This is a genomic window from Kitasatospora sp. NPDC002543 (assembly GCF_053594915.1).
Genome location: NZ_JBSFWR010000182.1, coordinates 1 through 7,692 on the forward strand (window position 1 = coordinate 1; position 7,692 = coordinate 7,692).

Annotated in this window: 7 protein-coding genes and 2 tRNA genes; 7 read left to right on the plus strand and 2 right to left on the minus strand. The window is 72.3% G+C overall.

The features are described from left to right. The first annotated feature begins 518 nt into the window (after positions 1 to 518). Together ACWD4P_RS37310 and ACWD4P_RS37315 are read left to right on the plus strand one after the other, a co-directional pair. A complete protein-coding gene (locus ACWD4P_RS37310; RefSeq protein ID WP_359828388.1) occupies positions 519 to 1,658 on the plus strand; it encodes a PP2C family protein-serine/threonine phosphatase in 1,140 nt (379 codons plus the stop codon). Between the two features lie 478 nt (positions 1,659 to 2,136). Continuing rightward, a complete protein-coding gene (locus ACWD4P_RS37315) occupies positions 2,137 to 2,334 on the plus strand; it encodes a hypothetical protein (RefSeq protein ID WP_049648957.1) in 198 nt (65 codons plus the stop codon). 33 nt (positions 2,335 to 2,367) lie between these two features. Here ACWD4P_RS37315 and ACWD4P_RS37320 read toward each other — a convergent pair whose 3' ends face one another. Continuing rightward, positions 2,368 to 3,159, minus strand: a complete 792-nt coding sequence (locus ACWD4P_RS37320) for a DUF6348 family protein (RefSeq protein WP_359828386.1) — start codon at positions 3,157 to 3,159, stop codon at positions 2,368 to 2,370. 201 nt (positions 3,160 to 3,360) lie between these two features. Between ACWD4P_RS37320 and ACWD4P_RS37325 the strand changes: the two genes are divergently transcribed. Then, on the plus strand, positions 3,361 to 3,918 hold the full coding sequence (locus ACWD4P_RS37325; protein WP_449782706.1) for a DUF6197 family protein: 558 nt from the start codon (positions 3,361 to 3,363) through the stop codon (positions 3,916 to 3,918). Positions 3,919 to 3,972: 54 nt separating this feature from the next. On the opposite strand, the gene ACWD4P_RS37330 is transcribed toward ACWD4P_RS37325, so the two are convergent. Continuing rightward, a tRNA-Gly gene (locus ACWD4P_RS37330) sits at positions 3,973 to 4,043 on the minus strand. Between the two features lie 185 nt (positions 4,044 to 4,228). Between ACWD4P_RS37330 and ACWD4P_RS37335 the strand changes: the two genes are divergently transcribed. From ACWD4P_RS37335 to ACWD4P_RS37350, 4 genes are all read left to right on the plus strand, one after another. Continuing rightward, a tRNA-Pro gene (locus tag ACWD4P_RS37335) sits at positions 4,229 to 4,302 on the plus strand. A gap of 307 nt (positions 4,303 to 4,609) precedes the next feature. Continuing rightward, positions 4,610 to 6,001 (plus strand): trigger factor, encoded by a 1,392-nt coding sequence (gene tig, locus ACWD4P_RS37340; RefSeq protein ID WP_449782707.1) that lies wholly within the window; start codon positions 4,610 to 4,612, stop codon positions 5,999 to 6,001. A 268-nt stretch (positions 6,002 to 6,269) separates the two neighbouring features. Continuing rightward, entirely contained in the window at positions 6,270 to 6,890 is a 621-nt protein-coding gene (locus ACWD4P_RS37345; RefSeq protein ID WP_392884367.1) for an ATP-dependent Clp protease proteolytic subunit, read from the plus strand. A 56-nt stretch (positions 6,891 to 6,946) separates the two neighbouring features. Then, positions 6,947 to 7,609 (plus strand): ATP-dependent Clp protease proteolytic subunit, encoded by a 663-nt coding sequence (locus tag ACWD4P_RS37350; RefSeq protein ID WP_359828381.1) that lies wholly within the window; start codon positions 6,947 to 6,949, stop codon positions 7,607 to 7,609. Positions 7,610 to 7,692 lie beyond the last annotated feature (83 nt).

The window sequence follows — 7,692 nt, forward strand, 5'->3', positions numbered from 1 at the left end:
CCTCCTTGTCGGTGACCGGGTCGGTGGGGACGCGGAAGGCGACCAGGGCGACCGCGATCAGGCCGAAGACCAGGCCCATCCCGTGCGACCGGCCGCCGCCGTCTGCGCGGGCCCCGGGGAGAGCCCCGGAAACACCGCCGGAAACACCTCCCGGAAGCCCCGCGGGAGCCTGCCGGACGCCGCGCGACGCGCCCGGAGCGGCCCCGTGCCGCCTGTGGGATCGGCCACAGGCCTCCGCGCACCGGCACCCCCGCGCGCGGGGCGCGCGCACCGCCCGCACGGTTCGTACGCCCAACCCGCGCACGCTTCCTGACGGCACGCCCGCACCCGTTCCGATCGGCCGAAACCCGCTGGGCGCCCCGCGCTCCGGCACCCGTGGCCGCCCCCGGCCCGTCGACGCCGGGCGGTACCCGTGGATAGGGTCGGACCCCATGGCTGGCAGAGCGCCGGGCACACCGCCCCAGACGACTGCGACGAGGCCCGGCGCCGCCCCGGCGTCCGAGTCCGTGACGGCCCGGTTGAGCAAGAAGGTCCGCCGGGTCCGCCGAAGGCTGCGCACAGCCGGGGTGGACTACTTCCGCGGCGGCGCCGCCGACTGGCCCGTGCTCTGCGCGCTCGCCCTGCTCGTCCCGGTGCTGATCCTCTTCAACATCTGGATGCCCGGCTGGGCCCCGCCCACCTCGCTGGTCCTGCCGATCCTGGCCGGCGCCCTGCTGCTGCGCCCCGGCAGCCTGGTGGTGCTCTATGCGCTGGCCGCGCTCGGCCTGTCCTCCGAGTCCGTGATCCACACCGGCCAGCGGGTCGCCAGCGACAACCCCGAGGCCTACCTCTACGGCGTCACCCCGGGCGCGGCCCTGGTGGTCGGCGCCGCCGGGGTGGGCGGGCTGCTGCTCGCCCAGTTCCGGGCCAGGGTCGGCGTGCCCTGGTGGGGCGGCTCCACCATGCTGTTCGACCTGCGCGAGCGGCTGCGGGTGCAGAGCCGGGTGCCCGCGCTGCCGGACGGCTGGCACGCGGACATGGCGCTGCGTCCGGCCGGCGGCCAGTCCTTCTCCGGGGACTTCGTGGTCGCCGCGCGCACCGGCCCCGGCCAGCGGCTGCTGGAGGTGGTCCTCGCGGACGTCTCCGGCAAGGGCATGGACGCGGGCTCCCGCGCCCTGCTGCTCTCCGGCGCCTTCGGCGGGCTGGTCGGCTCGCTGCCCGCGCACGACTTCCTGCCCGCCGCCAACGGCTACCTGCTGCGCCAGTCCTGGGAGGAGGGCTTCGCCACCGCCGTCCACCTGGTGCTGGACCTGGACACCGGTGAGTACGAGCTGCTCTCGGCCGGGCACCTGCCGGGCATGCAGCGGCTGGCGGGGGAGGGCCGCTGGGAGGTCAAGCAGGCCGAGGGCCCGCTGCTCGGGATCTACGACGGCGCCAAGTTCGAGGGCGTGCGCGGCCGGCTGAACCGCGGCGACGTGCTGATGCTCTGCACCGACGGCATGGTCGAGGCGCCCGGCCGGGACCTCGCCGAGGGCATGGACCGGCTGATGGGCGAGGCGGACCGGCTGGTGCCGGGCGGCGGGCCCGGCACGGGAACCGGCGCCGCGGGCGCGCTGATCGAGACGGTCGCCCGGGACATCAACGACGACCGCGCCGTGCTGCTGCTCTGGCGCGACTGACGCCCGCTCCGGGGCACATGCCGGGGGCAGCCGTCGCTGTCAAGCCTGGGAGCTGATCTTCAGCCAAATCGGACGCCCCGTCGACGGACCGGACCAGCGGCTTCCGTTACCCGCCCCTGACGGTTTCCCGGCCGCTCAGCACGGCCCCGCCGACGATTCGTCAGGACGGCTCCGCTATCGTCCCGGTCGGCGGAAACTCGTCTCGCATCGCAGGATATCGGCGTTGGGCTGACTTTCAGACCTTTACGCAATCGGCACGGTCGACCACACTGAGTCCGGGCGGGACTGTTCAGGATTCGGGGGATTGGGGGCGTCACGTGCGGCACGACAGACAGCGGTCGATCGTGGGCTCCCTCGCCGGCGGTGTGCCGGACGGTCCGCGATTCCGCCTCGGGACCGTCGGACAGGCCGGGGTCCGGCTTTCGCAGGTGCCGCCGGGCGGCGGCACCCCGCTATGAAAACGAGGAAGTGAGTCCGGGTGGCACTCTCCGTCTCCGCACTGGTCCTGTTCGCGATCCTGTGCATCATCTTCATCCGCAACAAGCAGATGAAGATCCCGCACGCGATCGTCGCCGCCCTGTTCGGCTTCATGCTCCACGAGACCACGGTCGCGACCTCGATCAACTCCCTGCTGGCCAACCTGGCGCACAGCATCTCCGGCATCACCGGAGGCTGATCCGGCCGGGCCGTCCGCGCCCCGGTCGAGGGGTCACCGGCCGGCCCGTCTGGCCTCCCGCCAGCGAGCGAACAGTCCCCGGGGGCGTGGTGCCGCCGGGGCCGGGACACGCATCGGTGCGGGTGCCACGGCACCCGCCGACGTGTGCTGCCCGGAGACCGCGGGCTCGGCCGTCAGCAGGACGAACAGCCGTGCCCAGCACAGGCGTTCACCCCGCGGCCAGTCCAGCGCGCGCAGCGCCGCCGACGCCGCCTCCGACACCTCGCCGCCCACCCGGACCTCGGCGACGTCGTCCCCCGCCTTCCCGCCCAGGAAGAGCTTGACGCCCACCGGCCCGGGCCCGGTCAACTCCGCGCGCAGCGCGGGCGCCAGGGCCGGCAGCACCCGGTGGTCGGCCAGCCAGCCCGCCAGGTGCTCGTTGCCGAAGCCGAACACCGCGGCCGGGCCCTGCACCGCGCGCCAGCCCGGGAGTTCGGGCAGGTGCGGCCGGTCGGCGTGGACCCCGCTGCCCTCCGCGAGCTCGACCAGCACCGAGGCGGTGGTGGTCGCCCACATCTTCACCGCGTTGGCGAGCTTCTCCTCCTCGGTCTTGCCGAGGCCGGCCGCGCAGTCCCACACCACCGGGGCGTCCGCCCGGCCCAGGTGGAGCACGAAGCCGAGGTCCACGTGGCCGGCGCCGTCGTCCCCGGGGTGCTCGCGGACCGCCACCGCCGTGGTGCCGGGGCCGCGGACCACGTCGCCGTCCGGGCGGAACACCTGGCCCAGTCGCGCCATCTCCCGGACCACGCAGCGCTGTATGACGGCCAGTCGCTCCTGCGGACCCACCGGGACTCCTCCACCTCTGGAGCGCGGCGGCGGCGGTCGCGCTCCGACCGCGCTCGAACCGCGCTCGAACGCCGCCGAGGCTATCGGCCCGGCAGCCCGCCGGGAAACCATGCGGACCCCGCGGTCCTCCGGTCGCGGAAATGTCCTTGATGCCCCACTTTGGGCAGCGGAACCCGACGTCCGTCCGCCCGGAGGGCCCACATGCCCCGCGCCGCCGCCCCGCCCCCGCCCGTCCTCCTCGCCCCCGGGTCGCCGCCGTTCGGCCCCGCCGACTCCGGGCTGGTCGCCGAGGTCGAGGCCTACCTCGCCTCGCTGCCCGCCCCCGCGCGCACCCCGGTGCCGTACGTCTGCCCGTACGGCAGCACCCCGCGGCCCTGGCAGGCCGGCCACCCCGAGCCCCGGGCCACCCTGCTCGACCGGGCGCTGGGCCGCCCGGCCCGGCCCGTCCCGGTCGGTGCGGCCGACCACCTCAGGCTCGCCTCCCGCTACATCGGGGCGCACGGCTGGCTCCAGGGCGCGATGTGGGACGAGGCCGGCCGGGTCTGCCTGCTCGGCGCGCAGGCCGCCGTCCTGGCGCACGGCTACGGCACCCCGGCCACCGTGCGCACCGCCCGGGTCCAGCTGATGGAGGTGCTGCACGCCACCGGCCGCCCGGCCCGCTCCCCGGACGAGTACAACGACCGCCCGACCACCCGGGAGGGCGACATCCACCGGCTGCTGGACCGGGCCGCCGCCCGCGCCGCCCGGCTCGGGCTCTGACCCCGGGAACGCCGACGGCCCCGGTGCGCTGGGCGCACCGGGGCCGGACCGGAGAGCGGGCGACGAGAATCGAACTCGCGTGACTAGTTTGGAAGACTAGGGCTCTACCATTGAGCTACGCCCGCACGACGCTCCCAGCCGTCACCGGCCGGAAGTTCGGGGGACAGCCTACCTGGTCCGGGCGCCCGAGTGCACACCCCGTCGCGCACGCCCTCTCCTGCGCGCCCGCGCGGTATCTCCCGCGTCGCGCCCGCGCGGAAAAGGTCGCCGGACCGTGCAGGCCCGGCGTGTACGCTTCCTCTCGGCACCACGGGGTGTGGCGCAGTTTGGTAGCGCGTCCGCTTTGGGAGCGGAAGGCCGTCGGTTCGAATCCGGTCACCCCGACAGTGCGGCAGGGTCTCGCCCACCGGGGCGGGGCCCTGTTCTGTATCGGAGCTGCACGGCGGCGGTACGGTGGCGTCTGGCGTCCGCCTTTCGTGGTACCGGTAGGATGGGGCGCTGGCGGTAGTCCCTGTGGCGTCCACCCAGGTCAACCGCACGAGGGCGAGGAGTCAAGCTCACCGTCCACCCCACACGGGAGATGCAGCTCCAACCGCCCATCGCCCGTCTCGTCCGACCCCCCTTCCGGCTCCGGCCGGGTGACGGGGACGGGCGGAGACAACCTGACCGCAAGCCCATAGGAGACCAAACCGTGAAGAGCGCCGTCGAGACTCTGAACCCGACCCGGGTTCGACTCACCGTCGAGGTGCCCTTCGAGGAGCTCAAGCCCAGCCTCGACGCGGCGTACAAGAAGATCAACCAGCAGGTCTCGGTCCCGGGCTTCCGCAAGGGCAAGATCCCGAACCGGGTCATCGACCAGCGTTTCGGCCGTGGTGCCGTGCTGGAGGAGGCCGTCAACGACGCCCTGCCGCGCTTCTACACGCAGGCCGTCGACGAGGGCAAGATCGAGGTCCTCGGCCAGCCCGACATCACCAACATCGAGGGTGTCGAGAAGATCGCCGATGGCGGTGACCTGAAGTTCACCGCCGAGGTGGACGTCCGCCCGGAGATCACCCTGCCGGAGTTCTCCTCCATCGAGGTGACCGTCGACCCGATCGTCGTCTCCGACGAGGACATCGAGAAGTCGCTGGAGCAGCTGCGCGAGCGCTTCTCCTCGGTCAAGGACGTCGAGCGCGCCGCCGCCGCCGGTGACATCGTGGTCGTGGACCTCGTCGCCAAGGTCGACGGCGAGGTGCCGGAGGACGGCACCGCTGCCGGCGTCAGCTACGAGATCGGCTCGGGCCGTCTGATCGACGGCATCGACGAGGCCGTCGTCGGCCTGTCGGCCGGCGAGGAGGAGACCTTCGAGACCGAGCTCAAGGGTGGCACCCAGGCGGGCAAGACCTCCGAGGTCACCGTCACCGTCACCGCCGTCCAGGAGAAGGAGCTGCCGGAGCTGGACGACGAGTTCGCCCAGCTGGCCAGCGAGTTCGACACCCTGGAGGACCTGCGCGCCGACTCCCGCAAGCGCCTCGAGCGCATGAAGGAGTACGACCAGGCCACCCAGGCGCAGGAGAAGGTCCTGGACGCGCTGCTCGCGCTGGTTGAGATCGAGTACCCCGAGAAGCTCCTCAAGGACGAGGTCGAGACCCGCAAGCACAACGTGGAGCACCACCAGCTCCAGCCGATGGGCCTGGACCTCGACGCTTACCTGGAGACCCAGGGCAAGACCCGCGAGGAGTGGGACACCGAGATCGAGGAGCAGGCGAAGAAGGGCATCAAGACCCAGTTCGTCCTGGACCAGATCGTCGCCGACGAGGAGCTGGGTGTTAACCAGGAGGAGCTGACCGAGCACCTCATCCGCCGCGCCGCCGGCTCCGGCCTCACCCCGGACCAGTTCGCCCAGCAGGTCGTCCAGGGCGGCCAGGTTCCGCTGCTGGTCGGCGAGGTCGCCCGCGGCAAGGCGCTGGCCACCGTGGTCGAGGCCGCCAAGGTCGTCGACACCGAGGGCAACGAGGTCAACTTCGACGACGAGGACGAGGCGGGCGAGACCGTCGAGGCCGCCGCCGAGGAGACCGCCGCCGAGGAGAAGACCGAGGCCTGAGCGCCGCGGTAGCCCCTTCGGGCTGCGAGCGGGCCCGGACGCCGTACGGTGTCCGGGCCCGCTGTCGTCCGGCCCCCGGCCGCAGCGACCCTGCGCTCACAGCGAACAGTTCTGCGTGAGGGATTCTGCGGCCCGGCCTGCGCGTTAGGGTCCTTGGACAGCAACAATCACGACGTGATACCCGGAAGCTGTGCGACACCGTGACGGCCGTGGAGCGACCGTCCAAACCGACTGAGCAGGTGGCTAAGTGACGTTCCCGCAGATGCAGATGCCTGGCCCGATGGCGCCGCACGCCGCCGCTGGTGACGTGCTCGGCGGCCTTGGCGACCAGGTCTACAACCGGCTGCTCAACGAGCGGATCATCTTCCTCGGCCAGGCGGTCGACGACGACATCGCCAACAAGATCACCGCGCAGCTGCTGCTGCTGGCCGCGGACCCGGACAAGGACATCTTCCTCTACATCAACTCCCCGGGCGGCTCGATCTCGGCCGGCATGGCGATCTACGACACCATGCAGTACATCAAGAACGACGTCGTCACCATCGCGATGGGCATGGCGGCCTCGATGGGCCAGTTCCTGCTCACCGCGGGTGCCCCCGGCAAGCGCTTCTCGCTGCCGAACTCGACCATCCTGATGCACCAGCCCTCCGCGGGCCTCGGCGGCTCCGCCACCGACATCCGGATCCAGGCCGAGCAGCTGCTGCGCACCAAGAAGCGGATGTCCGAACTGATCGCCCACCACAGCGGCCAGTCCTTCGACCAGATCACCGCCGACTCCGACCGCGACCGCTGGTTCACCCCGGAGGAGGCCCTGGAGTACGGCCTCATCGACGCGATCATGCACAGCGCCGCGGACGTCCCCGGCGGCGGCGGCACGGGCGCTGCCTGAGCCTCGGCCCGGCCCCCGACACCACAGCCCCAACGCCCCGGAGGACAAGGACCCCCATGAACATCCCCAGCCTGTCGGCCGCCAAGGCCCGCGTCGAGGACATGCGTGCCGAGGGCCGCTACATCGTCCCGCGCTTCGTCGAGCGCACCACGCAGGGCATCCGCGAGTACGACCCGTACGCCAAGCTGTTCGAGGAGCGCATCATCTTCCTCGGCTCGCAGGTCGACGACGTCTCGGCGAACGACATCATGGCCCAGCTGCTGTGCCTGGAGTCGATGGACCCGGACCGCGAGATCCAGATGTACATCAACTCGCCCGGCGGCTCGTTCACGGCCCTGACGGCCATCTACGACACGATGCAGTACGTCAAGCCGGACATCACCACCGTCTGCATGGGCCAGGCCGCCTCCGCCGCCGCCGTGCTGCTCGCGGCCGGCACCCCCGGCAAGCGGATGGCGCTGCCGAACGCCCGCATCCTGATCCACCAGCCGTACACCGAGACGGGCCGCGGCCAGGTGTCCGACCTGGAGATCCAGGCCAAGGAGATCTTCCGGATGCGCGAGCAGCTGGAGGAGATGCTCTCCAAGCACTCCAACCGTTCGGCGGAGCAGGTGCGCGACGACATCGAGCGCGACAAGATCCTGACCGCCGAGGAGGCCAAGGAGTACGGCCTGGTGGACCAGATCATCACCACCCGCAAGACCTCGCTGACCTCCTGAGGTCGGCTCCCTCCCGATCCGCGACCGGGTCGGAGGGTCCCGTCGGGGCGGGGTGCGCACCCGGGTGTGGTCCAGCACGGCCT